This window comes from Pseudomonas sp. LB1P83, assembly GCF_054897885.1.
Genome location: NZ_CM142709.1, coordinates 1,483,117 through 1,508,970 on the forward strand (window position 1 = coordinate 1,483,117; position 25,854 = coordinate 1,508,970).

Genomic DNA, 25,854 nt, shown 5'->3' on the forward strand with positions numbered 1-25,854 from the left:
CGATGACATCCGGACTGTTTATTCCTGAACTCGGCCACCTGGCCATGATTCTGGCGCTGTGTTTCGCGCTGGTTCAGGCCAGCGTGCCGTTGCTCGGCGCCTGGCGCGGTGACCGTTTGTGGATGAGCCTGGCCCAACCGGCCGCCTGGGGCCAGTTCGCCTTTTTGCTGTTCGCCTTCGGCTGCCTGACCTACGCGTTCATGGCCGACGACTTCTCCGTCGCCTACGTCGCCAGCAACTCCAACAGCGCCTTGCCGTGGTACTACAAGTTCAGTGCGGTGTGGGGCGCTCACGAAGGTTCGTTGCTGCTCTGGGCCTTGATCCTCGGCGGCTGGACCTTTGCGGTGTCGGTGTTCTCCCGGCAGTTGCCGCAAGTGATGCTGGCCCGCGTGCTGGCCGTGATGGGCATGATCAGCACCGGTTTCCTGCTGTTTCTGATCCTCACGTCCAACCCGTTCAAGCGCATCCTGCCGCAAGTGCCCAGCGATGGCGCGGACCTCAATCCGCTGCTGCAAGACATCGGCCTGATCGTTCACCCGCCAATGCTGTACATGGGTTACGTCGGTTTCTCGGTGGCCTTCGCCTTCGCCATTGCGGCGCTGATGGGCGGTCGTCTTGATGCGGCGTGGGCGCGCTGGTCGCGTCCATGGACCATCGTCGCCTGGGCCTTCCTCGGTATCGGCATCACGCTCGGTTCGTGGTGGGCCTACTACGAACTCGGCTGGGGCGGCTGGTGGTTCTGGGATCCGGTGGAAAACGCCTCCTTCATGCCATGGCTGGTGGGTACGGCGCTGATTCACTCGCTGGCGGTCACGGAAAAACGTGGCGTGTTCAAGAGCTGGACCGTGTTGCTGGCCATCGCCGCATTCTCGTTGAGCCTGCTGGGGACCTTCCTGGTGCGTTCCGGCGTGCTGACTTCGGTTCACGCCTTTGCGTCCGATCCTGAACGCGGCGTGTTCATTCTGATTTTCCTGCTGTTCGTGGTCGGCGGCTCGCTGACGCTGTTCGCCTTGCGCGCCCCTGTGGTGAAGAGCCACGTCGGCTTCAACCTGTGGTCCCGGGAAACCCTGCTGCTGGGCAACAACCTGGTGCTGGTGGTGGCGGCGTCGATGATCCTGCTCGGCACCTTGTACCCGCTGATTCTCGATGCGATGACCGGCGCCAAGCTGTCGGTCGGCCCGCCGTACTTCAACGCGCTGTTCATTCCGTTGATGGCGTTGCTGATGATGGTGATGGCCGTCGGCATGCTGGTGCGCTGGAAAGACACCCCGGTCAAATGGCTGTTCAACATGCTGACCCCGGTGTTGCTCGGCAGTGCCGCGTTGGCCGTAGTAGCTGGCGTCGCTTACGGCGATTTCAACTGGGCGGTGATCGCCACGTTCATGCTCGCGGCCTGGGTGCTGTTGGCCGGCGTGCGTGACATCTTCGACAAGACCCGCCACAAAGGCCTGATCAAAGGTCTGCCGACCCTGACCCGCAGCTACTGGGGCATGCAAATCGCTCACCTCGGCATCGCCGTGTGCGCCCTCGGCGTCGTGCTGTCGAGCCAGAACAGTGCCGAGCGCGATTTGCGCCTGGCGCCTGGCGAGTCCATGGACCTGGCCGGTTACCACTTCGTGTTCGAAGGCGCCAAGCACTACGAAGGCCCGAACTTCACTTCCGACAAGGGCACCGTGCGGGTGATCAAGGGCGGCAAGGAAGTCAGCGTACTGCACCCGGAAAAACGCCTCTACACCGTGCAGAACTCGGTGATGACCGAAGCCGGGATCGACGCCGGTTTCACCCGTGACATTTACGTCGCACTCGGCGAACCGCTGGGCGATGGCGCCTGGGCCGTGCGCGTGCACGTCAAACCGTTTGTGCGCTGGATCTGGTTCGGCGGTCTGCTGACCGGTTTCGGCGGTTTGCTGGCAGCGCTGGATCGCCGTTATCGGGTCAAGGTGAAAAGCCGCGTGCGTGAAGCACTGGGCATGACGGGAGCCACTGCATGAGACGTTGGTTAATGCTGTTGCCACTGGCGATTTTTCTGGTGGTGGCCGTTTTCCTGTATCGCGGGTTGTACCTCGACCCGGCCGAGTTGCCTTCGGCGATGATCGGCAAGCCGTTCCCGGCGTTTTCCCTGCCGACCGTGGAGGGCGACAAGACCCTGACCAAGGCCGACATTCTCGGTAAACCGGCACTGGTCAATGTGTGGGCCACCTGGTGCATCGCCTGCAAGGTCGAGCATCCGGTACTGAACAAGCTGGCCCAGCAGGGCGTGACGATTTATGGCATCAACTACAAGGACGTCAACGCCGACGCGAAGAAGTGGCTGGTCGAGTTCCACAACCCTTACCAGTTGGGCATCAGTGACGCCGAGGGTTCGCTGGGCTTGAACCTCGGCGTATACGGCGCGCCGGAAACCTTCTTCATCGACGCCAAAGGCATCATCCGCGACAAGTTCGTCGGCGTGATCGACGAGCAGGTCTGGCGCGAAAAACTGGCGGCCAGGTATCAGGCGCTGGTCGATGAGGCCAAGCCATGAAACGCTGGATAGCCGCTGTTGTTTTGGGTTTGAGCATGGCCGGCGTGGCGCACGCGGCCATCGACACCTACGAGTTCGCCAAAGAAGGCGATCGCGAGCGTTTTCGCGAACTGACCAAAGAGTTGCGTTGCCCCAAGTGCCAGAATCAGGACATCGCCGATTCCAACGCACCGATCGCCGCTGACCTGCGAAAAGAGATTTTCCGCATGCTGGGCGAGGGCAAGGACAATCAGCAGATCATCGACTTCATGGTCGATCGCTACGGTGATTTCGTCCGCTACAAACCCGCTCTGAATGCCAAGACCGCCTTACTCTGGTTCGGCCCCGCCGGCCTGCTGCTGGGCGGTTTTGTGATCATCGCCGTGATCGTCCGCCGTCGTCGCGTGCAACGCACGGACACCAAAGACGAGCTTTCTGCCGAGGAGCGCGAGCGCCTCGACCACCTGTTGGATAAAACCAAGAATGATTGATTTCTGGCTCGCTGCAGGTCTGCTACTCCTGGTTGCCCTGAGTTTTCTGCTGATCCCCGTTTTGCGTGGCCGTCGCGCCCAGCTTGAAGAGGATCGTACCGCCCTGAACGTCGCGCTGTATCAAGAGCGCGTGGCTGAGTTGCAAACCGAGCAGGAAGAGGGCGTGCTCAACGCTGCGCAACTGGAAACCGGTCGCGCCGAAGCGGCCCGTGAGTTGCTCGCCGACACCGAAGGCGTCGAGGCACCGCGCGTGGCGCGCCTGGGCAAACCGTTGCCCTTGCTGGCGGCGATTCTGGTGCCGGTCCTGGGGTTGGGTTTGTACCTGCATTTCGGCGCCAGCGACAAAGTCGAACTGACCCGCGAATTTTCCCAGGCGCCGCAGTCGATGGAAGAGATGACCCAGCGCCTGGAGCGCGCGGTCGCGGCTCAGCCGGATTCGGCTGAAGGCTTGTACTTCCTCGGTCGCACGTACATGGCTCAGGATCGTCCTGGCGACGCGGCGAAGATCTTCGAACGCACGGTGAGCCTGGCCGGTCGTCAGCCGGAACTGCTCGGCCAATGGGCTCAGGCCCAGTACTTCGCCGATGGCAAAAAGTGGTCGGACAAGATTCAGGCGCTGACTGACGAAGCGCTGAAAGCCGACCCGAAAGAAGTCACCAGCCTTGGCCTGCTGGGTATAGCGGCCTTTGAAAGCCAGCGATATCAGGACGCCATCGACTACTGGAATCGCCTGTTGGCACAGCTGCCGCCGGAAGACAGTTCCCGTGCTGCGCTGCAGGGCGGAATCACCCGGGCGACCGAGAAGCTTGAAGCCAGCGGCGGCAAAGTCGCCCAAGCCCCAGCGGCCAAAGCGGCAGCGAAGCTTAAAGTCACCGTCGATCTGGCGCCTGAGCTCAAAGCCAAGGTCCAGCCCGGCGACAGCGTGTTCATTTTCGCCCGCGCCACTTCAGGTCCACCGGCACCGCTGGCCGCCAAGCGCCTGACCGTCGCCGACTTGCCGGCCACCGTCGAACTGGGCGATGCCGACGCAATGATGCCGCAGTTGAAACTGTCGAACTTCCCTGAAGTCCAACTGGTTGCGCGCATCTCCCGCGCCGGCCAACCGACTGCCGGCGAATGGATCGGTCGCAGCCAGCCCCTGGCCAGCAGCACCACCGCAGCGCAAAAATTGACCATCGACAGCCCGGACAAATAACAGGAAAGCCACCATGACCGCCATCGCTCGTATCACCCTGCTCAGCCTGGTTTTGGGGTTAAGCGCTTGTGCGGTCCAGCGGCCACCTGAGCAGCCAACCCCGCGACCGATCCCGCCGTCGCAGCCGAGTACCAAACCGACGCCATCGACGGCACCGAGCAAACCAGGCACCCCGGCCAAACCCGCCAAGCCGCTGCCGCGCACCTCCGCCAGCTTCGCGCCGCCACCGGGGGGCAACAGCCATTGGGATGCCAAGCTCGGCGTCTACGTCCTTGATGACCAACCCAACACCTTCTACCGCCAGCGCACCTACTACCGCTGGAACAACGGCTGGAGCCGGTCGATCAGCCCGAACGGGCCGTGGGAAGAGACTAATATCCACGGTGTGCCGGGTGGGTTGGGACGGCAGTTCGGGGAGTAAATTGAAGCGGCGATCTCAGGATCGCCGTTTTGCTATTTGGCGTCTGTGAAAGATTCAGAGAATGGACTGATATGGAATCAACGCTTTGACCGATTTGATCAGGCCCTGACGGATCAGTAGATCAAGGTAGGTTTCGGCATTCATCGGCGGCATCTTCAGCTGCTGTCGTTGACGCTGCGCCGCCGCGACCACTGCTGCCGGATCCAGGCCAAAGAGATTGCCGACGAACTCGTCAGGATGCTGAGCCTCGATACCGAAAGAGCCCAGCGCTGCACCGGGAAAATCTTTCTGATTGAAAGTGACGATGACGCTGGCGTTACAACGAATGGCGACAGCCAGCACAGGTCGATCATCAATGTCGGGAGCGTTAATCCTTCAATAAGGTCTTCGTAACCCGTTACACAAGCGTCGGGTAAGGCCTGGTCCATCAGGTCGGACGTGCGGTTCAGTTGTTCTGCGGTCAAATCCGGGCGGTTTTTAAGCAGATTACGTTTCCACTCGTTGTGTATCTCCAAAGACCATTTCGCTCTGAAACGCCCGGAGACGCGAGCCACATCAGAAAATCCCTCAAGGGAGCGGGGTACAGCACACAGGCGTCATATACAGCGGAAAAACAAGAGTGCCTCACTCGTATCCTGTCCTTAACGCTTGTGCCTGCTCGGCGAGAAGCGTCATTGCTTGCTCGCTGGCAGTGTCGCGCCGGTTTTTATAGTCCATCAAATCGGCAAAGCGCACACGTCGGTGCTTGCCGGTTTTGTGGTAGGACAAGTCGCCGAATTCGAGCAGTTTGATCAGGTGCGGGCGTGAGACGTTGAGCAGGTCCGCCGCTTCCTGGGTGGTGAGTTCAGCGTGAACCGGGACCACCTTTACGGCGTTGCCCGCGGCAAGCTCAGCCAGGATGTCGACAAGCAACCGCAGGGCCGAGGTCGGGAGCTCGACACGGTGAGCTTCGTTCTGCTCGTCGAAAATCTGGATGTGCTGAGTGTCGAATTGAGTGGCGAGGTAGGCCGCCAAGGCACGCTGTCCTTCGATGGCAGCTTCTACTTCGCGCTCCATAGGCAAGGTGATCGGCGGGTGGATGACGGGCGACATGGCGGTTTCCAATATTCTGAATAGTCGAAGTGGGCAGGCTATTCGAAATAATCGAAAATCGCAATAAACGAAATAATCGAAACGTCAGGCCTGTTTTGCTAACAACCCCTGCACATACTCCACAAACGCCCGAGCTTTCGCGCTGGCCATTCTGCCCGTGGGAAACACCGCCCACAGGTCCTGATTCGGCAGCGTCCAATCCTTCATCACTTCCCTGACCGCACCGCTGGCCAACTCCGGCGCAAACATCCATTCCGATGCCAGGGTCAGCCCTTGATGGGCGAGCACGGCGGCACGCAGACCTTCGGCGGCGTTGACGCGGACTCGGCCGCTGATGATGGCTGACTGCTCATCTGTCCCGTTGCGAAACTGCCAGTTTGCACCGCCGCCCAAGCTGTAGACGACAGCCTGGTGTTTGCTCAGATCGGCCGGGCAGGTGGGCTCGCCATGTTTTTCGAAATAGGCGGGCGTGGCCAGCACCACGCGCCGGCATTCGGCGATTTTGCGGGCGGTGAGGCCGGAGTCGCTCTGGGCGCCCAGGCGCAGGGCGATGTCGACGCCTTCTTCGACCAGATTGATGTTGCGGTCGTCGAGCATCAGGTCGATGTTCAGGTCCGGGTTTTGATCGAGAAACGGTCCGAGGTGCGGAACGATGTGCAGTCGGCCGAAGGTCACGGCAGCGCAGATCCGCAGGTTGCCGGTGAGGCCGCTGGCGGCACCGCGTGCGGCGTTGTCGGCCTCATCGGCTTCCTCGATGGCGCGCTTGGCTCGTTCGAAGAACGCCAGCCCGGCTTCGGTGGGCGTCAGGCCGCGAGTCGAGCGCAACAGGAGGCGAACCGCGAGACGCGCTTCCAGTTGCGCAATGGTTTTTGACACGGCGGGCTGGCCGATATTCAGGCGCCGGGCCGCGGCGGAAAATGAGCCGGTTTCCACCACGTAGACGAAGGTTTCCATTGCGCCAAGGCGGTCCATCCGAAGTCCTTGTGGAGATCAAACTGTAGGAGCGAGCCTGCTCGCGATGATGGCGGCACATCCAACATTAATGTGACTGACGGTCCGCCATCGCTAGCAGGCTAGCTCCCACAGGGGATTTGTGTAGTTGGTCAGAACGCGGCTTTACCGATTGAAGAGCCGCCGTCGACAAACAACGTTTGCCCGGTAATAAACCCGCTCTGCTCGGACAGCAAAAACGCAATCGCCGCCGCGATCTCATTTGGCTGCCCCAAGCGCCCCATCGGCACACCCGCCAGATACCGCGCTTCACCTTCGCTGCCCGGCGGGTTGTTGGTGCGAAACAGCTCGGTTTCAGTCGGCCCCGGCGCGACGGCGTTCACCGTCACGCCGGTTTGCGCCAGTTCCAGCGCCCAGGAACGCGTGAAGCTGATCAGCGCCGCTTTGGCCGCGGCGTACGCCGTGCGTTGGGTGATCCCGAGTACGGTCAAACTGGAAATATTCACCACCCGCCCCCAAGCCTTGGCGCGCATGTTCGGCAGCAGCGCCTGAGTGGCCTGCAACGCCGAATGCAGGTTGACCCGCATCACGTCGTCGAAGGTGTCGAGGTCGATTTCGCCCAGCACTTGCGGGCGAACCAGGCCGACGTTATTCACCAGTCCATCAAATTCGTAAGTTTTGGCCAGATCCGCCAGCACCTCCTGAGTCAGCGTCCTGTCACTCAAATCCAGCGGAAACAGAATCCCGGGGAACGTCAGGTCCGGCGTTCGGGCAATCCCGACCACCCGATGCCCCGCACGATCCAGATGCTCGGCCACTGCCCGGCCAATGCCTTTGCTGGCACCGGTAATGAGAAAGGTACGTCGGGTCATTGCAAACTCCTTGAAAAACATGCCGCCGGGGCAGGCGGCATTTGACGGGTCAGCCGCGAATCGCATCCAGCATCGCTTCAGGCTCTGGACGCTGAGTGTAATCCGGGTTGGCCTCGGCGTAACGAATCAGGCCAGCTTGACCGATCACATAACGCGCCGGTATCAGCGGCAGTGAGGATGCTTGAATCACACTCTGTAAAACAACCGAGCGTCGTACTGCGGATTTTTGTGCTTGAGTAAAGATAACTCTAGGGTTATTTTTGTTTGAGCCTGAGCAAGGAGGCTATTGGTGCAGAGCAGGCTATTGATCAAGGAGTTGGAGGACGCAGGATGGGTACTGGATCGGATTGCCGGCAGTCATCATATCTTCAAACACCGATACAACCCGTACACGATACCCGTCCCTCATCCGAAGAAGGATTTGCCGATCGGGACGGTCAAGAGCATCAGGAGGCGAGCCGGGCTGTACTGCCCGGGAGCCAGCAATGCAGGAGATCCATAATGCAATATCCAATCTGTATCGAGTGGGGAGACGAAAACACCGCTATCGGTATTCAGATCCCCGATATTCCAGGTGCTGTAACGGCCGGGGATACGTTTGAAGATGCTTACAACGCGGCGGTCGAGGTTGCTCACATCATGCTTCAAGAGATAGCAGCTGACGGAGAGTTGATTCCGATGCCCACTTCAGCGGCCACCCACCGTGCAAATCCGGACTTTGCCGACATGGGATGGGGAATGCTGGAGCTGGATATCTCGTCGTACATGGGCAAAACCGAGAAGGTCAACGTGACGCTGCCTGGTTATGTGATTCAGCGTATTGATCGTTATGTGCGCGAGCACAATGTCAAAAGTCGCTCTTCTTTTCTGGCCGATGCGGCGATGGAGAAGTTGGTCCGGTACTGAGTGGTGTCAGTCACACAGCAATCGCAGGCGACCTCGGTCCTGTAGGAGCGTGCGGTGCGGCGATCCGACTTGCCCGCGAAGCTTTTGACGTCTTAAGCCGTCGCCAACGAAGCCTTCGGCGAAACACTCAAAAACCGCAACAACGCCAACAGCGGAAACGCACTGCCCACAATCACGATCCACAACCAGCCGCCATGCTCATACACCGCGCTGGCCACCGAGGAACCAAAGGCGCCGCCGATGAAGATGCTGGTCATGTACAACGCATTCAAACGGCTGCGGCTTTTGGCGTCGAGGGCGTAGACCGCGCGTTGGCCGAGGACCATGTTCATCTGCACGCAGAAGTCGAGCACCACGCCGGTGACCGCGAGGCCGATGACGCTGTAGACCGGGTGGATGAACGCGGGCAGAAAGCTCAGGCTGGCGAACAGCAGGGCCAGCAATGAGGCGATGCGGGTGTGGCCGGCATCGGCCAGTCGACCGGCAATCGGCGCGGCGATGGCGCCGATGGCGCCAACCAGGGCGAAGATCGCGATCTGGGTTTGCGACAGGCCATGGTTGCGCGCCAGTTCCAGCGGCACGGCTGTCCAGAACAGGCTGAAGGTGGCAAACATGCAGCCCTGGTAGAACGCGCGCTGACGCAACACCGGTTGTTGGCGCAACAGCGTCCACAGAGAACCGAGCAATTGGCCATAAGAAGCGCTGTGATCAGGCTGGCGCTTGGGAATCGTCAACGCCAGCACCAGGCTGATCGCTGCCATCAACACCGCCGCGATCACAAACATCGCGCGCCAGCCGAAGTGGTCAGCCACGACGCTGGACACCGGCCGCGCCAACAAAATGCCCAGCAACAAGCCGCCCATGATCCCGCCGACCACTCGACCGCGTGACTCTTCCGGCGCGAGGTGCGCAGCCAGCGGAATCAGGATCTGCACCGACACCGAGCTGAAACCCACCAGCAACGAGATCAGCAAAAACACATTCGGCTGATCGGTGAACGCCGCGCCCAACAGGCTGGCAATCGCCACCACGGTCGTGATGATCATCAATCGGCGGTTTTCCAGCAGATCACCCAGCGGCACCAGGAAGAACAGACCCAACGCGTAACCGATCTGGGTCAGCGAAACGATCAGGCTGGCCATGGTGCTGGTCAGGCCGATGTCCGGCGCGATCAGGCCGATGATCGGCTGGGCATAGTAGATGTTGGCCACAATCGCGCCGCAGCAGAAGGCGAACAGCATCACCATGCCTTTGGTCATTGTCGCGGTGCCGTGGGGCACCTGAGTCGCTGGGTTCATAACGTGTCTCGCTGAACAGAAGGGAATGCGCGCAGGCTAAAGAGGTATCGGATTCGGCAGAAGAGGGATTGGAGTGATAGCAATCATTCCGTTGCGGAATGAGTGAGGGACATGGGTGATGTCCCTCGACGAACCTTGCGTCAAAATATTGAGGTCCGATGATACATTCACTTACATCCTGTTCGATAGCGTGCTTAGCTTCTCTCCTCACGTTTGCTGACCGGAAGGCACTTCCATGAATGCGATGTTTCGTTACCTTATTCGCGGCGCTTCAGTTGTTACCCTGGTCGGCTTGTTCACGGCGAGCCTGGCCCAGGCCGCCGACGCGCCGGGCATGCGCATCGGTGTGCGCGGCGAGATCACCGGCGTCAGCCCCGACGTCTTGAAAGTCCACGTCAACAGCGGCGAAAACGTGGTGATCAACCTGACCAACGACACCAAAGTCCGCGAAGTCACACTGGCCAATATCGAAGACATCAAACCGGGCAGCTACATCGGCTCGGCGGCCATTCCGCAAGACGACGGCACCTTGAAGGCACTGGAAGTCCACGTCTTTCCGCCGGAGCTGGCGGGCAGTGGCGACGGGCACCGGCCGTTCGATCTGGTCAAGGGCAGCAGCATGACCAACGGCAGCGTGGGCGATCTGGTGGTCAGCAATGGCCGGGTGTTGACCGTCAACTACAAGGGCGGGCAGCAGAAGATCCTGGTGCCGGAAGATGTGCCGATCGTGAACTTGATGCCGGGGGATCGCAGCTTGCTGAAGGTGGGCGTGAAGATCGTGACGTTTGTTACCCAAGGGGCGGACGGGACGCTGACCGCGCAATCCATTTCGGCCGGGAAGGATGGCGTTACACCACCGATGTAGGAACTTGCCCCAACCTCTGTAGGAGTGAGCCGGCTCCGGGCGGCGTTCCGACGATGACGATCGTTCAGTCATGAATGAAGTGCCTGACACTACGCCATCGTCGGAACGCCGCCCGGAGCCGGCTCGCTCCCACAAGGGGAATTGTGTGAATGCAATTCCCACAAAAAAAGGCGACCTCATCAGGTCGCCTTTTTGTTGGGCTCAGAAATTACTGACCGCTGTAAATCTGATCAAAGATCCCACCATCATTGAAGTGGGTCTTCTGCACAGTCCGCCAGTCACCAAAGGTCTTCTCTACCGAGAGGAAATCCACTTTCGGGAAGCGGTCGGTGTACTTGGCCAGCACCGCCGGATCACGCGGACGCAGGTAGTTGGCCGCCGCAATTTCCTGACCTTCCGGAGACCACAGGTACTTCAGGTATTCCTCGGCCGCAGCACGGGTGCCTTTCTTGTCGACGGATTTGTCGACCACCGACACTGGCGGCTCGGCTTCAGCGGAGACGCTTGGGTAGATCACTTCAAACTGATCGCGACCAAACTCACGGGCAATCATTTCCGCTTCGTTTTCGAAGGTCACCAGCACGTCACCGAGCTGGTTGGTCATGAACGTGGTGGTGGCTGCACGGCCACCGGTATCCAGCACCGGCGCTTGCTTGAACAGCTTGCCGACGAAGTCCTTGGCCTTGTTCTCGTCACCGCCGTTTTTCAGCACATAACCCCAGGCGGACAGGTAGGTGTAGCGACCGTTACCCGAGGTTTTCGGGTTCGGCACGATGACTTGCACACCGTCCTTGAGCAGGTCTGGCCAGTCTTTCAAGGCTTTCGGGTTGCCTTTTCGCACGATGAACACGGTGGCCGATGTGAACGGCGCGCTGTTGTTCGGCAGGCGGGTGACCCAGTCCTTCGGTACCAGTTGGCCGTTGTCCGCCAGGGCATTGATGTCGGTGGCCATGTTCATGGTGATGACGTCAGCCGGCAGGCCATCGATCACCGAACGCGCCTGTTTGCTGGAGCCGCCGAAGGACATCTGCAGGGTGATGTTCTCGTTGTGTTCGGCTTGCCAGTGTTTCTGGAACGCAGTGTTGTAGTCCTTGTAGAAATCTCGCATCACGTCGTAGGAAACGTTGAGCAGGGTCGGTGCGGCCTGAGCCACGCTGGTCAGTGCCAGGCCAGCGGCCAGAAGTGAGGCGCCAAAGAGTTTTTTCACTGCGCAGTCCTTGTTCGAAAGTTTTTATATAAAAAGTGAGGCAATTTGCCAGCGACTATAACTGGGCTCGCATAGGCCTTTAAAGATTAAAAAGCACTTTGCTTATTCCAGTTTCTTAAACAATGCATTCCCGCAACGGGAGCAAAACGCTGCACCGTGTTCATGGCTGTTTTTCTTGCACACCGGGCAGTCGTGTTGCAGCTGTTCACCGCGCATGGCATTGGCCAGTTCGGCGGTGAAAATCCCGGTGGGCACGGCGATGATCGAGTAACCGGTGATCATTACCAGCGACGAAACCACCTGGCCCAGCGGCGTCTTGGGCACGATGTCGCCGAAGCCCACCGTGGTCAACGTGACGATCGCCCAGTAGATGCCTTTGGGAATGCTGGTGAAGCCGTGTTCCGGGCCTTCGATCACGTACATCAACGTGCCGAACACCGTCACCAGCGTGCAGACGCTGACCAAAAACACCACGATCTTCTGCTTGCTGCCGCGCAGCGCCGACATCAGGTAGTTGGCTTGCTTGAGGTACGGGCTGAGCTTGAGCACGCGGAAAATCCGCAGCATCCGAATGATCCGGATGATCAGCAGGTACTGCGCATCGGCGTAATACAGCGCCAGGATACCGGGCACGATCGCCAGCAAATCCACCAGCCCATAAAAGCTGAACGCATAGCGCAATGGCTTGGGTGAGCAGTACAGACGCAAGCCATATTCGATGGCGAATATGACGGTGAAGCCCCACTCGATGTACGCCAGCACGTCGGCGTAGTTCTTGTGGACCGTGTCGATGCTGTCGAGCATCACGACGATGATGCTGGCGAGGATGATCAACAGCAGAATGCCGTCGAAGCGCCGCCCGGCCTTGGTGTCGCTCTGGAAAACCATGACGTAAAGGTCTTCACGCCAGTTTTTGCTGCTGTCCATGGATACCGCCTGAACCAATGATCAGCGAAGCCTAGGTTGATTCTCCTCCAGAGTGCAAGGCGTACGGGCCACAGGGGTCTTGCCGAGCATTTGAACAACCGTGCGAATCAGCCAGCAGGCGAGGATGAACGGCGCGGTCAGCGTTGGCAGACCGATGGCGGCAAACACCGGCGTCAGCAACAGCGCTGATGCAATACCGATCAGCGGCAGCCAGGGCTTTTGGCGCTGCGAGCTGAAGGCGAGGGCGGCGAGTACGGCGTTATAGCCACCGAGGCCGATCAATGCGCTATAGAAGTCGTGATGCAGCAGGCTCCAGCCCATGCCTGCGACAGACGCTAACAACGCCCAGCAGAATGCGCGGCGATCAGCGATCAGCAAACCCACGGCAATCATTGCACCGGCCAGCGGATGACCGAGGAACATTACCTGGCCGAGGCCTTTCAGGGGGGCGGCGAGCATGTTCAGCGTTGTGATTTCGATCAAGTGCGCATTGGTCGAGGGCGTGGCGAAGCACAGCAGCAACCAGCCCAGCCCCACGAAGGGCGCGGTATAGGCAGGCAGGTAGTGGCTGACCCGGACGCGTTTGAGCCACTGTTGAGTGAACATCGCGCTCAGTCCACCCGCCGCGATGATCAGCGGCGGCAACAGCGCGGACCAAGGGAAGTAGAGGCTCAGCAGCAGGCCGAGCAAAACACCGTTGTAACTGAACAGCCCGGCCTGACGGTCGGCCTTGGCATAACCGCGACGTTGCGCGGTGAGCAACCCGGCGACACCGCCCAGCAGCGCACCGCCGAGCAAAGTGGGTGCGGTGAAAAGAATCGCCAACAGGCACAGCAGACCGCAGAGCGGATGGCGCTGGAGGAAGATCTGGCTGAAGCCGTTGAGCAGGGCAGTCGCCCAATCGGGGCAGTGGGTGTTGAAGTGGTTGGCAGGCATTTTTTTGTGTGTCAGGAAGACCGTGTCATCGTTCTTCGCGGGCAAGCCTCGCTCCTACAGGGTTTACGTGAACGCGACATTTGGCACGACGCAAATCCTGTAGGAGCGAGGCTTGCCCGCGAAGGGGCCGGTATGGGCGCTCTAGATCAATGTCTCGATACGCAACGAGTTAGTCGATCCCGGCTGCCCAAACGGCACACCCGCGGTGATCAACAAGGTGTCCCCGCGCTGCGCCATCCCTTGCGCCTGCGCAATCTCCAGCGCCGTCGAACACACCTCGTCCACCTGCCGCAGCCGATCATTGACCACCGAATGCACGCCCCACGCCACGGTCAAGCGGCGCGCGGTCTGGAGGTTCGGCGTCAGGTTCAGGATCGGCACCGTCGGCCGCTCCCGCGCCGCACGCAAACTCGACGTCCCCGACTCGCTGTAATTCACCAGCACCGCCACCGGCAGCACATTGCTGATGCGGCGGATCGCGCAACTGATCGCGTCAGAAACGGTCGCCTCAGCCTTCGGCCGGCTCACGTCCAGTTGTGCCTGATAATCCGGACCGTTTTCCACCTGGCGAATGATCTTGCTCATCATCTGCACGGCTTCCAGCGGGTACTCGCCGGACGCGGTTTCCGCCGACAGCATCACCGCATCGGCGCCTTCGGCCACGGCGTTGGCCACATCAGTGACTTCGGCGCGGGTCGGTGCAGGGGAGAAGCGCATCGATTCGAGCATCTGCGTCGCCACCACCACCGGTTTGCCGAGTTCGCGGCAAATGCTGATGATGTTTTTCTGAATCTGCGGCACGCTTTCGGCCGGCACTTCCACGCCCAGGTCACCGCGAGCAACCATGATCGCGTCGCTCAATTCGGCGATCTCGCGCAATTGAGTCACCGCCGATGGCTTCTCGATCTTGGCCATCAAAAACGCTTTGTCGCCGATCAGTTCGCGGGCTTCGCGGATGTCTTCCGGACGCTGCACGAACGACAGCGCGACCCAATCCACACCCAGCTCCAGACCGAAGCTCAAGTCGCGACGATCCTTGGCGGTCAGCGGGCTCAACTCCAGCACCGCTTGCGGCACGTTCACCCCTTTGCGATCCGAGAGCTCGCCGCCGTTGAGCACAGTGGTGTCGATCGCGTCGGCGTACTTGGTGACCACGCGAAGGCGCAGCTTGCCGTCGTCCAGCAGCAGGTCCATGCCGGGTTCCAGCGCGGCGATGATTTCCGGGTGAGGCAGGTTGACCCGGCGCTCATCACCCGGCGTCGGGTCGAGGTCCAGGCGCAGGGCCTGGCCGCGATGCAGTTGCACCTTGCCCTCGGCGAACTTGCCGACCCGCAGTTTCGGGCCTTGCAGGTCCATCAGAATGCCCAACGGGTAATTCAGCTGGCGCTCGACTTCACGAATCCACTGATAACGCTGAGCATGGTCGGCGTGATCGCCGTGGCTGAAGTTCAGGCGAAAGATGTTGACCCCGGCCTGCACCAGCTCACGGATGTCGTCGATCCCGTCGGTGGCAGGGCCGAGGGTGGCGAGGATTTTAACCTTCTTGTCAGGCGTCATTTTTAGGGCTCTCGAGGATCAGGATGGCGCGGAAGTCGTTGACGTTGGTGCGGGTCGGTTCGGTGACGATCAGTGCGTCCAGCGCCTCGAAATAACCGTAGCCATTGTTGTTGTCCAACTCGTCGCTGGCGCTCAAGCCGAGGGCGGCGGCGCGGGCGTAGCTGTCCGGGGTCATGATGGCGCCGGCATTGTCTTCAGAGCCGTCGATGCCGTCGGTATCACCGGCCAGGGCGTAGACACCGGGCAGGCCTTTGAGGCTGTCTGTGAGGCTGAGCAGGAATTCGGCGTTGCGTCCGCCACGGCCATTACCGCGCACGGTGACGGTGGTTTCGCCGCCAGACAAAATCACGCACGGCGCCGCCAACGGTTGGCCGTGAAGGACCACTTGCCGGGCGATGCCGGCGTGAACCTTGGCCACTTCGCGGGATTCACCTTCCAGGTCACCGAGGATCAATGGACTGAAACCGGCCTGACGGGCTTTCACCGCGGCCGCTTCAAGCGATTGCTGTGGACGGGCGATCAATTGGAAGTGGCTGCGCGCCAGGCTCGGATCGCCAGGTTTGACCGTCTCCGATTCCGGGCTCTGCAGCCAGTTGCGTACCGAGGCCGGAACGTCGATGCCGTAGCGTTTGAGAATCGCCAGGGCTTCGGCCGAGGTGCTCGGGTCGGCCACGGTGGGGCCGGAGGCGATGACCGTGGCGAGGTCGCCCGGCACATCGGAAATCGCGTAGGTATAAACAGTGGCAGGCCAACAGGCTTTGCCGAGGCGGCCGCCCTTGATCGCCGAGAGGTGCTTGCGCACGCAATTCATCTCGCCGATGGTGGCGCCGGATTTGAGCAGCGCTTTGTTGATCGATTGCTTGTCGGCCAGCGTGATGCCGGCAGCAGGCAGGGCCAGTAACGCAGAACCGCCACCCGAGAGCAGGAAGATTACGCGGTCGTCTTCGGTCAGGTTGCTGACCAGATCCAATACGCGTTTGGCGACGGCCAGACCGGCCGCGTCCGGCACCGGGTGAGCGGCTTCGACGACTTCGATTTTTTCGCACGGGGCGCCGTGACCGTAACGTGTCACCACCAGACCGGACACTTCACCCTGCCAGCAACGCTCGACCACTTGAGCCATGGCGGCTGCGGCTTTGCCGGCGCCAATGACGATTACCCGACCGCTGCGATCTTTGGGCAAATGGGCTTCGAGGACTTGCTGCGGATGGGCCGCGTCGATGGCTGTGGCAAACAGCTCGCGCAGGAATTGTTGCGGATTGACCGACATGGCGGGCTCCCGGATTTCTTGTTATTGGGGTATCGGGCCTTGCATCGCCCTCTGTAGGAGCGAGGCTTGCCCGCGAACCGGACACCACGGTGTTTCTGCTGCACCGAGGCGATCCCTTCGCGGGCAAGCCTCGCTCCTACAGGGGAGCGGGGAGGTGGCTTACTTATCGCGAATCGAGAAGTTCGCCATGTGTTCCAGGCCTTTGATCAGCGCCGAGTGGTCCCAGTTGCTGCCGCCGATGGCCGCGCAGGTGCTGAACACTTGCTGGGTGTTGGCGGTGTTCGGCAGGTTGATGCCCAACTCGCGTGCGCCGGCCAAGGCCAGGTTGAGGTCCTTCTGGTGCAGGCTGATGCGGAAGCCTGGGTCGAAGGTGCCTTTGATCATGCGCTCGCCGTGCACTTCGAGGATCTTCGACGAAGCGAAACCGCCCATCAGCGCTTCACGCACCTTGGCTGGATCGGCACCGTTTTTCGAGGCAAACAGCAGGGCTTCGGCCACGGCCTGGATGTTCAGCGCCACGATGATCTGGTTCGCCACTTTCGCGGTCTGACCGTCGCCGTTACCACCGACCAGGGTGATGTTCTTGCCCATGGCCTGGAACAGCGGCAGAACGCGTTCGAAAGCGTCAGCATCGCCGCCGACCATGATGCTCAGGGTCGCTGCCTTGGCGCCAACTTCACCGCCGGATACTGGCGCGTCGAGGTACTGCGCGCCTTTTTCGTTGACCTTGGCCGCGAAGGCTTTGGTGGCGGTCGGCGAGATCGAACTCATGTCGATGACGATTTTGCCTTTGCCCACGCCAGCCGCAACGCCGTCGGCGCGGAACAGCACGTCGTCAACCTGCGGGGTATCCGGCACCATGATGATGATGACTTCAGCTTCCTGGGCGACTTCTTTCGGGTTCGCCAGTGCGACGGCGCCAGCGGCGATCAGGTCGGCAGGCGCGGCGTCGTGGTGCGCCGACAGAAACAGGCTGTGACCGGCTTTCTGCAGGTTCAACGCCATTGGGTGGCCCATGATGCCGGTGCCGATAAATCCGATTTTAGCCATGAGAAATTCCTCTTGTTTTTATTGCTCTGTTCGCAAAATTCGTGGGGTATGAGCGAGGACGCCTTCGCGGGCAAGCCTCGCTCCTACAGGATCAGTTGATACGCGATTGTGTGATCGACACAAAACCGTAGGAGCGAGGCTTGCCCGCGAAGAACGATGACGCGGTGTCAGATCAGATCGCGTTATGAGTTTTCAGCCAGCCCAGTCCCGCTTCAGTGGTGGTCAGCGGCTTGTATTCACAGCCAACCCAACCCTGATAACCAATGCGGTCGAGGTGTTCGAACAGGAAGCGGTAGTTGATTTCACCGGTGCCCGGTTCGTTGCGTCCTGGGTTGTCCGCCAACTGCACATGGTTGATCTCGCCCAAGCGCGATTGCAGGGTGCGGGCCAGGTCGCCCTCCATGATTTGCATGTGGTAAATGTCGTATTGCAGGAACAGGTTGGCGCTGCCGACCTGTTCGCGAATCGACAGGGCTTGCGCCGTGTTGTTCAGGTAGAAACCCGGGATGTCGCGGGTGTTGATCGCTTCCATCACCAGCTTGATGCCCGCCGCTTGCAGCTTGTCGGCGGCGTACTTGAGGTTGGCGACGAAGGCTTTTTCCACGGTGGCATCGTCGACGCCTTGTGGACGAATACCGGCCAGGCAGTTGACTTGGGTGTTGCCCAGCACTTGTGCGTAAGCGATCGCCAGATCGACACCGGCGCGGAACTCTTCAACCCGGTCCGGCAGGCACGCGATACCGCGTTCGCCTTTGGCCCAGTCACCGGCCGGCAGGTTGAACAGCACCTGGGTCAGGCCGTTGGCGTCGAGCTTGGCCTTGATCTCGGCGGAGCTGAAGTCGTAGGGGAACAGGTATTCGACACCACTGAAGCCGGCCTTGGCGGCCGCTTCGAAACGGGCGAGAAAGTCCTGTTCAGTGAACAGCATGGACAGGTTGGCTGCGAAACGCGGCATGGTGGTCTCCCGTAAATCTGTGAGGGCCCCCTGTAGGAGCGAGGCTTGCCCGCGAAGGCGTCGGTCAGTCGACATCAATGTTGAAGGTTACGACGCCTTCGCGGGCAAGCCTCGCTCCTACAGGGGGAGCGTTCAGCTGTTAGTCCAGCAACGAAATCGCGGTTGGCGCATCGTTGCCGACCAGCGCCAGGTCTTCGAATTCGTTGACGGCGTTGATCTCGGTACCCATGGAAATGTTGGTCACGCGCTCCAGAATAATCTCGACGATTACCGGCACCTTGAACTCTTCGATCAGTTCCTGAGCCTTGCGCAAGGCAGGCTGGATCTGACCCGGTTCGAACACTCGCAGCGCCTTGCAGCCGAGGCCTTCGGCAACCGCGACGTGGTCGACACCGTAACCGTTGAGTTCCGGAGCGTTCAGGTTATCGAAGGACAGCTGTACGCAGTAGTCCATGTCGAAACCGCGCTGAGCCTGACGGATCAGCCCCAGGTACGAATTGTTTACCACAACGTGGATGTACGGCAGCTTGAACTGCGCGCCCACCGCCAACTCTTCGATCATGAACTGGAAATCATAGTCGCCCGACAGCGCCACGACCTTGCGGGTCGGATCCGCCTTGACCACGCCCAGTGCCGCCGGAATGGTCCAGCCCAACGGGCCGGCCTGACCGCAGTTGATCCAGTGACGCGGCTTGTAGACGTGCAGGAACTGCGCGCCGGCGATCTGCGACAGACCAATGGTGCTGACGTAGCACGTGTCTTTGCCGAACACCTGGTTCATTTCTTCATACACGCGCTGCGGCTTTACCGGCACGTTGTCGAAGTGAGTCTTGCGCTGCAGGCTGGCTTTGCGCTGCTGGCAGTCTTGCAGCCAGGCGCTACGATTTTTCAGCTTGCCGGCGGCTTGCCATTCGCGAGCGACTTCGATGAACACGGTCAGCGCGGCAGCGGCGTCGGAAACGATGCCCAGGTCCGGGTTAAACACGCGGCCGATTTGCGTTGGCTCGATGTCCACGTGAATGAACTTGCGGCCCTCGGTGTACACATCGATCGAACCGGTGTGACGGTTGGCCCAACGGTTACCGACGCCCAATACCACGTCGGACTTCAGCAGGGTCGCGTTGCCGTAACGGTGCGACGTCTGCAAGCCAACCATGCCGACCATCAGCGGGTGATCGTCCGGGATCGTGCCCCAGCCCATCAGGGTCGGGATGACCGGAATGCCGGTCAGCTCGGCGAACTCCACCAGTAATTCGCTGGCGTCGGCATTGATGATGCCGCCACCGGCAACCAGCAATGGGCGCTCGGCCTGATCGAGCATGGCCAGGGCCTTCTCGATTTGCACGCGGTTAGCGGTCGGCTTGGCCAGCGGCAGTGGCTCGTAGGCGTCGATGTCGAATTCGATTTCGGCCATTTGCACGTCGAACGGCAGGTCGATCAGCACCGGGCCTGGGCGGCCGGAGCGCATTTCGTAGAAGGCCTTCTGGAATGCATACGGCACCTGGCCAGGCTCCATGACGGTGGTTGCCCACTTGGTCACTGGCGTGACGATGGTGGTGATGTCGACGGCCTGGAAGTCTTCCTTGTGCATACGGGCGCGGGGGGCTTGCCCGGTGATGCACAGAATCGGGATCGAGTCAGCCGAGGCGCTGTAGAGCCCGGTGACCATGTCCGTACCGGCCGGGCCGGAGGTGCCGATACACACGCCGATGTTGCCGGCCTTGGTGCGGGTGTAGCCCTCGGCCATGTGCGAGGCACCTTCAACGTGGCGCGCGAGGACGTGATCGATGCCACCGACCTTCTGCAAGGCGTTGTACAGCGGGTTGATCGCGGCGCCCGGGATGCCAAAAGCGGTATCAACCCCTTCACGGCGCATCACCAGAACGGCGGCTTCGATTGCTCTCATTTTGCTCATTGTTTTGTGCCTCTTACGTTTTGTAATTGTATACAAGTGGCTTTGCGCAGAGTTTATTCACGGCGGACGGCGCAGGTCAATCCATTTTCTCAAGCGACTGTTTCATTCGTCGGAAGCCCGTGCTGCTGTGGCTTTTCGTCGCATGTGGCGCTTTTCGAGAATTATTGTATACAAAAAAATAACTCATTGTGTTCTATTTGTTGCATCGGACTGCGACGCAAGCGTGAGACCTTCCGCGCAGCCCAACAGCTTTCCCTATAACAAAATGAGGACGGCACCATGAGCGCTTTAACCTTGAAAGTTGCAGTCAACTTGATCAATCAGGCCATCACCGCAGGGCGTGCAATCTCGGCGGCTCCACTGACCATCGCGGTCCTGGATGCCGGCGGGCATTTGATTACCCTGCAACGCGAAGACGGCGCCAGCCTGCTGCGCCCGCAGGTCGCCATCGGCAAAGCCTGGGGCGCCATCGCCCTGGGCAAAGGCTCACGCCTGCTGGCGCTGGACGCCCAACAACGTCCGGCCTTCTTCGCCGCGCTAAATAGCCTGGGGCAGGGCAGCGTCGTGCCGGCACCGGGTGGTGTGTTGATTCGGGATCAGGACGGGAACGTGCTGGGGGCAGTGGGGATCAGCGGGGATCTGTCGGATGTTGATGAGCAATGTGCGATCAGTGCGATTGAGGCGTTGGGGTTGCGGGCGGATGCGGGGGTGACGGCTTGATTTGTGGTGACTGATTAAACGCAATCGCGAGCAGGCTCACTCCTACAAGGATCGGGGTTGGACACAAAATGTCTGAACACCACAAATCCCCTGTAGGAGTGAGCCTGCTCGCGATAGCTATCTTCCAGACACATTCCGCCAACAGTTTGCCCTCCCACTTGAATCCACAGAGCTAGGCTTCTCATGACCTGATCATGGGAGGCAAAGGAATGCCGGATTTACCTGCTGCACACCGATTGCGAGTCGGGCGCTATGCCGAAGCCAGTCGAATTTATTTGTTAACCACCAATACACTTCACAGGACCCCGGTTTTCAAGGATTTCACCTTGGGCAGGCTGGTGGTCGATCAATTTCGAAATGCACAGAATCTTGGCTTTGCGAACTCGTTGGCCTGGGTGGTCATGCCCGACCATTTTCATTGGTTGATTGAGTTGAAGAACGGGTCTTTAAGTGAGCTGATGCAGAAAACCAAGTCGATGAGTACCAAAGCCGTGAAGCAGTCTACCGGTCGAACTACCAATCTCTGGCAGAGAGGATTTCATGATCGGGCACTGCGACGGGAAGAGGATTTGGTGAAATTGGCGCGGTATGTCGTGGCCAACCCGTTGCGGGCTGGTCTGGTAGAAAAGCTTGGTGACTATCCGCTGTGGGATGCCATTAGGGTTTGAGCAGTAACCGTGTCGCCTTCATCGCGAGCAGGCTCACTCCTACAGTGAAATGCATTCCAAATGTAGGAGCGAGCCTGCTCGCGAATGGTCGCACCGAGGTCTAACGATCCGGCTCACACCCCTTCAGCACCAACCGAATAATCGTCTGCGCCGCCGCTTCATAATCCTCTTCATCGAGCTTGGCCTTGCCCGTGATGGCGGTGATCTGCCAGTCAAAGTCGGCATACGTCTGCGTCGCGGCCCAGATGCTGAACATCAGGTGGTTGGGGTTGATGGGGGCGATCTGGCCGCGGTCGATCCAGGTCTGGATGCAGTCGATGTTGTGCTTGGCCTGGCCGTTGAGTTGTTCGACCAGGTCGGCGCTCAGGTGCGGGGCGCCGTGCATGATTTCGCTGGCGAACACTTTGGAGGCGAAGGGCAGGTCGCGGGAGATGCGGATTTTCGAGCGGATGTAGCCGCTCAGCACTTCACTGGGCACACCGTCGGCGTTGAACGGCGTCGAGGCCTGCAGGATGGGCTCGATGATGCTTTCCAGGACCTCGCGGTAGAGGTTTTCCTTGGATTTGAAATAGTAATAGACGTTGGGCTTGGGCAGTCCCGCCTTGGCTGCGATGTCACTGGTTTTGGTCGCAGCGAAGCCCTTGTCCGCAAATTCTTCACTGGCGGCACGCAGGATCAGTTCTTTGTTGCGCTCGCGGATAGTGCTCATAAACCAGGGGGTTCCTTGCCTGTTCTGGCGGTTGCGCATGGTAGCACCGGGCTCGCGCGGCGCTCAAGAATGCCCCGTGTGGCGCTCGGTCGCGCTATGCTGCGCAGCATTCATTCCAGAAGGACACCTGATTCATGGCAGGAAGCAGTTTGCTGTTGCTGATTGACGACATTGCCGCGGTTCTCGACGATGTGGCGTTGATGACCAAAATGGCCGCCAAGAAGACCGCCGGCGTGCTCGGCGACGATCTCGCGCTCAACGCCCAGCAGGTCAGCGGCGTACGTGCCGAGCGGGAAATCCCGGTCGTATGGGCGGTGGCCAAGGGCTCGTTTCTCAACAAACTGATCCTGGTGCCGTCAGCCCTGGCCATCAGCGCATTCATTCCCTGGCTAGTCACGCCGTTGTTGATGATCGGCGGCGCGTATCTGTGCTTCGAAGGTTTCGAGAAACTCGCCCACAAATTCCTGCACACCAAGGCTGAAGACCAGGCCGAGCATGCTGAACTGGTCGAGGCGGTGGCCGATCCGGCGGTTGATCTGGTGGCGTTCGAGCAGGACAAGATCAAGGGCGCCGTGCGCACTGACTTCATTCTGTCGGCGGAAATCATCGCCATCACCCTCGGCACTGTGGCAGGTGCGTCGTTGACCCAGCAGGTCATCGTGCTCTCAGGCATCGCCATCGTCATGACCGTCGGCGTCTATGGCCTGGTGGCGGGCATCGTCAAACTCGATGATCTCGGCCTGTGGCTGACCCAGAAGCCCGGACAGATGGCCAAAAGCATCGGCGGTGCAATCCTGCGTGCGGCGCCTTACATGATGAAAAGCCTGTCGGTGATTGGTACGGCTGCGATGTTCCTGGTGGGCGGCGGGATTCTGACCCATGGCGTGCCGGTGGTTCATCACTGGATTGAAAGCGTTAGCGCAGGGGCGGGCGGTGCCGGGTTTATCGTGCCGACGTTGCTGAATGCGGTGGCGGGGATTGTCGCGGGTGCGGTGGTGTTGGCGGGGGTGATGGTCGTCAGCAAAATCTACAAGGCGCTGAAAGGCTGAAGTCCGGCACTGTCCAGAAATGTGGGAGTGAGCCGGCTCCGGGCGGCGTTCCGACGATAGCGGTGTAACAGGCAATATTGCCGATGGATGTTATGGCCTCATCGCGAGCAGGCTTGCTCCTACAGTGGTTTTCTGGTGTTTGAAAAAACCATGAAAAAGGCCATTCGATCTGCATCGAATGGCCTTTTTTGTTGCCGATGAATTACTCGGCAATCTGCAACTTGCGCGACTCGGTGTACACGTAACGGACTTTCTCGTACTCGAACGGCGAGTTCAGCTGGCCGTAGCGGAAGCTGTTCTGGTAGCGCTTGTCGACGCCGCGCAGGGCCCAGACCTCAGGATGGTTGGAGCTGACTTCGGAGACGTTCAGGAAGTTGATCGCCGATTCGGCGCTGAAGTCCACCACCAGGCCGCCTGTGTCGCGGATGTTCGAAGGGCCGAGGATCGGCAACACGAAGTAGGCGCCGCCCGGTACGCCGTAGAAGCCGAGAGTCTGACCGAAGTCTTCGGCCTGACGTGGCAGGCCCATGGCGGTGGCCGGGTCCCACAGGCCGGCGATGCCGACGGTGGTGTTGAGCAGCAGGCGCGCGGTGGTTTCCATCGAACGCTTGCCTTTGAACTGCAGCAGGCTGTTCATCAGGTTCGGCACATCGCCGATGTTATTGAAGAAGTTGCTGACGCCGGTGCGCAGGAAACTCGGGGTGATGTAGCGATAACCGTCGACCACCGGCAGGAACACCCATTGGTCGAAGCGGTAGTTGAAGTGATAAACCCGGCGGTTCCACTCTTCCAGCGGGTCGTAGACGTTCAGCGCATTGAGCGTCGAGCGTTCGAACTCGCGCTGATCCAGTCCAGGGTTGAACTTGAGCTTGCTCAGTGGTTCTTTGAAACCGTCATTGTCGATCACAACCGGTGCGTTGGCCTTGCTGTTGTCGGCATTGGCGACGCCTGCACAGAGTAACGCAGCGATAAGCAGGAGGTATTTAGCCACGGAAAAACTCCAGCATGGCGTCGCTGTTGACGCGGTAATTAAGGTTGCCGCAATGGCCGCCCAGTGGATAAACGGTCAAACGATCACCGAAGGTCTTGCGCAGGAAGCCGAGGTCACCCGGGCCGAGGATCACGTCGTCGGCGTTGTGCATGACAGCGATTTTCGGGCTGTCATGCAGGTAATCCTTCAAGGCATACAGGCTGGCCTGATCGATCAGTTGCAGCAGGCTGCCGCCGTCGGTTCGTGCACGCCACATCGGGATCACTTGTTCGGTGATGTAGCAGTCGAAGTCGCACTGCAGCGCACGCTTGAGGTACGGCGTGAGGCTGGTGCCTTCGGTGATCGGGGTTTTCGGCGGGGTGATCAGGCCACGACGATTGATCAGGTCCGAGGTGAAGGCAATGTCGGCCGCCGAGAAGCGGAACGAGGTGCCGATCAGCATGGCCATCTGTTCGTTGGTCAGGTGCTGCTTGGACTGCTGGAAGTCGTAGAGCAGGGCATCGTTGAGGTCGATGTAGCCTTTTTGCTGGAAGTAGCGGGTCAGTTTGTTCAGCACCAGTTCATAGAAGGTGGTGCTGTTGTTGATGCCCTTGACCTCGGTCTGGACCAGTTTGTCCAGATTGGTGATCGAGGTGTAGAGGTTGACCGGCGGGTTGAGCAGCAAGACTTTCTTGAAGTTGAAGCTGCGGCGGGTTTCGTCCAGGTGCGCGACGAATGCTGCGTCCAGCGCACCGAGGCTGTAACCGGTCAGGTAGTAATCGGTGACAGCGACGTTCGGGTTTTGCGCCCGCACGGCCTGCATCACCCGGTACATGTCTTCGGCGTCTTCCTTGGTAATGCCCGGTGTGGCAAAGCGTGACGCCGCGCTCATGAAGTCGAAGCTGGTGGGCGACGACAGTTGCACCACATGGTAGCCGGCCTTGTAGTAGAGCTTTTTCAGGTACTCGTTGTGGCTGCTGTCATAACGCGCGCCGGTGCCGGCGATCAGGAAAATCAGCGGGGCTGCCTTGTCCTGCGTGGCGATGCGGTAAGTCAGCTTTTTTACCGGCCAGAAGTTGTCCGGCAGTTCGAATGCACGCTCCGGGCGCAGAGTCACGCTGCGTGTCTGCTGATCGATGTCGTCGTCCAGCGGCAACTCCGGACGCAGGTCCGGCGGAGTCGTGGCGATGGTCGCCTCGAACGGGTTGGTCAAGGGGTAGCCATAACTGGCAGCGTCGATATCGACCGCCAGTGCGGACGCACTCAAAATAAGGCCGCCAAACAGGGCGGCGAAGCGCAAGGAACGGAGCATGACTAGATCCCTTAG

Annotated in this window: 26 protein-coding genes and 1 pseudogene; 11 read left to right on the forward strand and 16 right to left on the reverse strand. The window is 60.1% G+C overall.

Annotated elements, in window-relative coordinates; genetic code table 11:
- The first annotated feature begins 2 nt into the window (after window positions 1-2).
- From ACYZTY_RS06755 to ACYZTY_RS06775, 5 genes are read left to right on the forward strand one after another with little or no spacing between them, the layout of a single operon-like run.
- On the forward strand, window positions 3-1,991 hold the full coding sequence (locus tag ACYZTY_RS06755) for a heme lyase CcmF/NrfE family subunit (RefSeq protein ID WP_461957821.1): 1,989 nt from the start codon (window positions 3-5) through the stop codon (window positions 1,989-1,991).
- Window positions 1,988-2,524, forward strand: a complete 537-nt coding sequence (locus tag ACYZTY_RS06760) for a DsbE family thiol:disulfide interchange protein (protein ID WP_403099509.1) — start codon at window positions 1,988-1,990, stop codon at window positions 2,522-2,524. The genes ACYZTY_RS06755 and ACYZTY_RS06760 overlap by 4 nt, the downstream gene beginning before the upstream one ends.
- On the forward strand, window positions 2,521-2,994 hold the full coding sequence (locus tag ACYZTY_RS06765; RefSeq protein ID WP_109628611.1) for a cytochrome c-type biogenesis protein: 474 nt from the start codon (window positions 2,521-2,523) through the stop codon (window positions 2,992-2,994). The genes ACYZTY_RS06760 and ACYZTY_RS06765 overlap by 4 nt, the downstream gene beginning before the upstream one ends.
- Complete coding sequence (gene ccmI, locus ACYZTY_RS06770; protein ID WP_461957822.1) at window positions 2,987-4,189, forward strand: c-type cytochrome biogenesis protein CcmI; 1,203 nt, start codon at window positions 2,987-2,989, stop codon at window positions 4,187-4,189. The genes ACYZTY_RS06765 and ccmI overlap by 8 nt, the downstream gene beginning before the upstream one ends.
- Window positions 4,190-4,202: 13 nt before the next feature.
- Window positions 4,203-4,610 (forward strand): hypothetical protein, encoded by a 408-nt coding sequence (locus tag ACYZTY_RS06775; RefSeq protein ID WP_461957823.1) that lies wholly within the window; start codon window positions 4,203-4,205, stop codon window positions 4,608-4,610.
- A 54-nt stretch (window positions 4,611-4,664) separates the two neighbouring features.
- Here the strand turns inward: ACYZTY_RS06775 and ACYZTY_RS06780 are convergent.
- The 4 genes and pseudogenes from ACYZTY_RS06780 to ACYZTY_RS06795 all read right to left on the reverse strand — a co-directional run bounded on the left by ACYZTY_RS06780 (window position 4,665) and on the right by ACYZTY_RS06795 (window position 7,525).
- Window positions 4,665-5,238 (reverse strand): annotated as a pseudogene (locus ACYZTY_RS06780) (PIN domain-containing protein).
- On the reverse strand, window positions 5,235-5,702 hold the full coding sequence (locus ACYZTY_RS06785; RefSeq protein WP_461957824.1) for a helix-turn-helix domain-containing protein: 468 nt from the start codon (window positions 5,700-5,702) through the stop codon (window positions 5,235-5,237). Before ACYZTY_RS06785 ends, ACYZTY_RS06780 begins: the two are co-directional and overlap by 4 nt.
- Before the next feature lie 84 nt (window positions 5,703-5,786).
- On the reverse strand, window positions 5,787-6,674 hold the full coding sequence (locus ACYZTY_RS06790) for a LysR family transcriptional regulator (RefSeq protein ID WP_461957825.1): 888 nt from the start codon (window positions 6,672-6,674) through the stop codon (window positions 5,787-5,789).
- Window positions 6,675-6,805: 131 nt separating this feature from the next.
- Window positions 6,806-7,525, reverse strand: a complete 720-nt coding sequence (locus ACYZTY_RS06795) for an SDR family oxidoreductase (protein WP_461957826.1) — start codon at window positions 7,523-7,525, stop codon at window positions 6,806-6,808.
- 289 nt (window positions 7,526-7,814) lie between these two features.
- Here ACYZTY_RS06795 and ACYZTY_RS06800 point away from each other — a divergent pair, with 289 nt between their 5' ends.
- Window positions 7,815-8,027, forward strand: a complete 213-nt coding sequence (locus ACYZTY_RS06800) for a type II toxin-antitoxin system HicA family toxin (protein ID WP_461957827.1) — start codon at window positions 7,815-7,817, stop codon at window positions 8,025-8,027.
- Window positions 8,027-8,431: a type II toxin-antitoxin system HicB family antitoxin gene (locus ACYZTY_RS06805; RefSeq protein ID WP_461957828.1), complete on the forward strand. Its 405-nt coding sequence runs from the start codon at window positions 8,027-8,029 to the stop codon at window positions 8,429-8,431. The genes ACYZTY_RS06800 and ACYZTY_RS06805 overlap by 1 nt, the downstream gene beginning before the upstream one ends.
- A gap of 92 nt (window positions 8,432-8,523) precedes the next feature.
- Here the strand turns inward: ACYZTY_RS06805 and ACYZTY_RS06810 are convergent, their stop codons facing one another.
- Entirely contained in the window at window positions 8,524-9,729 is a 1,206-nt protein-coding gene (locus ACYZTY_RS06810; protein WP_461957829.1) for an MFS transporter, read from the reverse strand.
- Window positions 9,730-9,964: 235 nt separating this feature from the next.
- On the opposite strand from ACYZTY_RS06810, the gene ACYZTY_RS06815 reads away from it, so the two are divergent.
- A complete protein-coding gene (locus ACYZTY_RS06815) occupies window positions 9,965-10,594 on the forward strand; it encodes a hypothetical protein (protein ID WP_461957830.1) in 630 nt (209 codons plus the stop codon).
- Window positions 10,595-10,802: 208 nt separating this feature from the next.
- On the opposite strand, the gene ACYZTY_RS06820 is transcribed toward ACYZTY_RS06815, so the two are convergent.
- From ACYZTY_RS06820 to gcl, 8 genes are all read right to left on the reverse strand, one after another.
- Window positions 10,803-11,801 (reverse strand): sulfate ABC transporter substrate-binding protein, encoded by a 999-nt coding sequence (locus ACYZTY_RS06820; protein WP_461957831.1) that lies wholly within the window; start codon window positions 11,799-11,801, stop codon window positions 10,803-10,805.
- 102 nt (window positions 11,802-11,903) lie between these two features.
- Window positions 11,904-12,728 (reverse strand): ion transporter, encoded by an 825-nt coding sequence (locus ACYZTY_RS06825; RefSeq protein ID WP_461957832.1) that lies wholly within the window; start codon window positions 12,726-12,728, stop codon window positions 11,904-11,906.
- 21 nt (window positions 12,729-12,749) lie between these two features.
- Window positions 12,750-13,664: an urea transporter gene (locus ACYZTY_RS06830; protein ID WP_461959263.1), complete on the reverse strand. Its 915-nt coding sequence runs from the start codon at window positions 13,662-13,664 to the stop codon at window positions 12,750-12,752.
- 141 nt (window positions 13,665-13,805) lie between these two features.
- Window positions 13,806-15,221 (reverse strand): pyruvate kinase, encoded by a 1,416-nt coding sequence (gene pyk, locus ACYZTY_RS06835; RefSeq protein WP_131061576.1) that lies wholly within the window; start codon window positions 15,219-15,221, stop codon window positions 13,806-13,808.
- A complete protein-coding gene (locus tag ACYZTY_RS06840) occupies window positions 15,211-16,491 on the reverse strand; it encodes a glycerate kinase type-2 family protein (RefSeq protein WP_461957833.1) in 1,281 nt (426 codons plus the stop codon). Before ACYZTY_RS06840 ends, pyk begins: the two co-directional genes overlap by 11 nt.
- Before the next feature lie 159 nt (window positions 16,492-16,650).
- A complete protein-coding gene (locus ACYZTY_RS06845; protein WP_461957834.1) occupies window positions 16,651-17,541 on the reverse strand; it encodes a 2-hydroxy-3-oxopropionate reductase in 891 nt (296 codons plus the stop codon).
- 172 nt (window positions 17,542-17,713) lie between these two features.
- On the reverse strand, window positions 17,714-18,496 hold the full coding sequence (gene hyi, locus ACYZTY_RS06850; RefSeq protein ID WP_461957835.1) for a hydroxypyruvate isomerase: 783 nt from the start codon (window positions 18,494-18,496) through the stop codon (window positions 17,714-17,716).
- A gap of 139 nt (window positions 18,497-18,635) precedes the next feature.
- A complete protein-coding gene (gene gcl, locus ACYZTY_RS06855) occupies window positions 18,636-20,411 on the reverse strand; it encodes a glyoxylate carboligase (RefSeq protein WP_461957836.1) in 1,776 nt (591 codons plus the stop codon).
- 279 nt (window positions 20,412-20,690) lie between these two features.
- Between gcl and ACYZTY_RS06860 the strand changes: the two genes are divergently transcribed.
- Entirely contained in the window at window positions 20,691-21,131 is a 441-nt protein-coding gene (locus ACYZTY_RS06860) for a GlcG/HbpS family heme-binding protein (protein WP_461957837.1), read from the forward strand.
- Window positions 21,132-21,340: 209 nt separating this feature from the next.
- On the forward strand, window positions 21,341-21,799 hold the full coding sequence (locus tag ACYZTY_RS06865) for an REP-associated tyrosine transposase (RefSeq protein WP_461957838.1): 459 nt from the start codon (window positions 21,341-21,343) through the stop codon (window positions 21,797-21,799).
- A 100-nt stretch (window positions 21,800-21,899) separates the two neighbouring features.
- On the opposite strand, the gene ACYZTY_RS06870 is transcribed toward ACYZTY_RS06865, so the two are convergent.
- Window positions 21,900-22,508, reverse strand: coding sequence for a TetR/AcrR family transcriptional regulator (locus ACYZTY_RS06870; protein ID WP_461957839.1), 609 nt, complete (start codon window positions 22,506-22,508; stop codon window positions 21,900-21,902).
- 134 nt (window positions 22,509-22,642) lie between these two features.
- Here ACYZTY_RS06870 and ACYZTY_RS06875 point away from each other — a divergent pair, with 134 nt between their 5' ends.
- Window positions 22,643-23,557 (forward strand): DUF808 domain-containing protein, encoded by a 915-nt coding sequence (locus ACYZTY_RS06875; RefSeq protein ID WP_461957840.1) that lies wholly within the window; start codon window positions 22,643-22,645, stop codon window positions 23,555-23,557.
- A gap of 202 nt (window positions 23,558-23,759) precedes the next feature.
- On the opposite strand, the gene ACYZTY_RS06880 is transcribed toward ACYZTY_RS06875, so the two are convergent.
- Together ACYZTY_RS06880 and ACYZTY_RS06885 are read right to left on the reverse strand one after the other, a co-directional pair.
- Window positions 23,760-24,548 carry an MlaA family lipoprotein gene (locus ACYZTY_RS06880; RefSeq protein ID WP_461957841.1) on the reverse strand — a complete coding sequence of 263 codons (789 nt, stop codon included), beginning with the start codon at window positions 24,546-24,548 and terminating at the stop codon, window positions 23,760-23,762.
- Window positions 24,541-25,839, reverse strand: a complete 1,299-nt coding sequence (locus ACYZTY_RS06885; protein WP_461957842.1) for a serine/threonine protein kinase — start codon at window positions 25,837-25,839, stop codon at window positions 24,541-24,543. The genes ACYZTY_RS06880 and ACYZTY_RS06885 overlap by 8 nt, the downstream gene beginning before the upstream one ends.
- Window positions 25,840-25,854: the final 15 nt, after the last annotated feature.